Source organism: Pseudomonas emilianonis (genome assembly GCF_023072625.1).
In the GTDB taxonomy this organism is placed as follows: domain Bacteria; phylum Pseudomonadota; class Gammaproteobacteria; order Pseudomonadales; family Pseudomonadaceae; genus Aquipseudomonas; species Aquipseudomonas paraveronii.
The window spans coordinates 1-1,835 of record NZ_JAKNRV010000608.1 but is presented as its reverse complement, the minus strand read 5'-3'; the positions used below and the strand labels follow the sequence as shown (position 1 = coordinate 1,835).

At 65.8% G+C, this 1,835-nt stretch carries 1 protein-coding gene; it reads left to right on the top strand.

Features of this window, described 5'->3' with window-relative positions:
• A partial coding sequence (locus L9Z73_RS29995; protein WP_247408561.1) for a condensation domain-containing protein occupies nt 1-1,835 on the top strand: 1,835 nt, incomplete at both ends.

The window sequence follows — 1,835 nt, the reverse complement described above, 5'->3', positions numbered from 1 at the left end:
GGACCCGAGCGCCGACGCCGACAGCGAATGGGTCATCACCGGCCAGGTGCGCGACGGCTGTCTGCAACTGAGCTGGCGCTACGGCACCGAGCGTTTCGACCGCGACGTGGTGCAAGCCTTGGCCGAGCGCTACCTGGCAACCTTGGGCGGTTTGATCGACCATTGCCTGAGCCCCGACGCTGCGGGCGTCACGCCCTCGGACTTCCCTCTGGCGACCGTCAGCCAGTCCCAATTGGACGCGCTGCCGGTGGCCGCCGCCAACCTCGAAGACCTTTACCCGTTGTCGCCGCTGCAACAGGGCATGCTCTTTCATGCCTTGCAGGGCGGGGCCAGCAGCGCTTATGTGAATCAGGTCTGCGTGCCGCTGAGCGACGTCGACGGCCCGCGTTTCGCTGCGGCCTGGGAGCGGGTCACCGAGGAACACGCGATCCTGCGCGCCGGTTTCGCCTGGGAAGGCGACTTGCCGCAGCCGCTGCAATGGATCCATCGCCGGCTGCCATCCCCGGTGCGGCATTTGGACTGGCGCGCACGATCTGCCATACAGGCTCGATTGGACTTGGCCGAACTGGCCGATGCCCAGCGCGACCAAGGCTTCGACCTGCGCCAGCCGCCGTTGCAGCGGGTGTTGCTGGTACGCCTGGGCGAAAGCGACTACCAGTTGATCTGGACCCGCCATCACATCCTCCTCGATGGCTGGGCCACGGCGCGGCTGATCGAAGAAGTGCTGCTGCATTACCGAGGCGAATCGCCCGTCGCGAGCGCTAGCCGCTACCGGGATTACCTGGCCTGGCTAGGCTGCCAGGACGCTAATTCGAGCCAAGCGTTCTGGAACGAACAACTGCGTCAGTTGGATGAACCGACCCGGCTGGCCGACGCCTTGCCAGCGGTGCAGGCCCAGGCCGGGCATGGCGACCTGCGCCTGCAATTGGACCCCAGTGTCACCTCGGCGTTGGTGGCGTTTGCGCGCCGTGAGCGCGTGACGTTGAACACCTTGGTGCAAGGTGCCTGGAGCCTGCTTTTGCAGCGCTACACCGGACAGCGCAGCGTTGCCTTCGGCGCCACCGTGGCCGGGCGCCCGACTGCACTGGTCGATGCCGAGCGCGTGCTCGGGCTGTTTATCAATACCTTGCCGATTATCCAGGCGCCCGGCCCCGAGCGTTTGTTGGGCGACTGGCTGCGGGACCTGCAATCGCTGAACCTGGCGGTCCGCGAGCACGAGCACACACCACTGTTCGATATCCAGCGCTGGGCCGGGCAGGGCGGCCAGGCGTTGTTCGACAGCGTGCTGGTGTTCGAAAACTACCCGGTGGACAGCGCCTTGCGCAGCGGCAGTGGCGTGCGGTTCGGCCAGGTCGTCTCGCGGGAAACCACCCATTACCCGTTGACCGTGGTGATTCATGCCGGCGATACGCTGAACGTGCAGTTGAGTTATTTGCTAGGCGCCTTCGATGCGGCCAGCGTGGTTCGCCTCGGCGAGCATTTCAACAACCTGCTGTTGGCTATGGCATCCCAGGCGCAGGGTGCGTCCCCGGTGCGCCTCGGTGAGTTGCGCATGCTCGATACCGCGGAACAACGGCAATTGTCGGACTTGAATGCCACCCACTTCCAGTACCCGTCATACCGGAACCTACCCGCGCTGCTCGACGAACAGGTTCGCGCCACACCCCACGCCTTGGCGCTGGTGTATGGCGACACACGCTTGAGCTACGCCGAACTGGACGTCCGCGCCAACCAACTCGCGCACTGGCTGCAAGGCCAGGGCGTGGGGCCGGACGTGCCGGTCGCCGTTTCCGCCGAGCGCTCGGTGGAGTTGGTCGTGGCACTGCTGGGCGTGA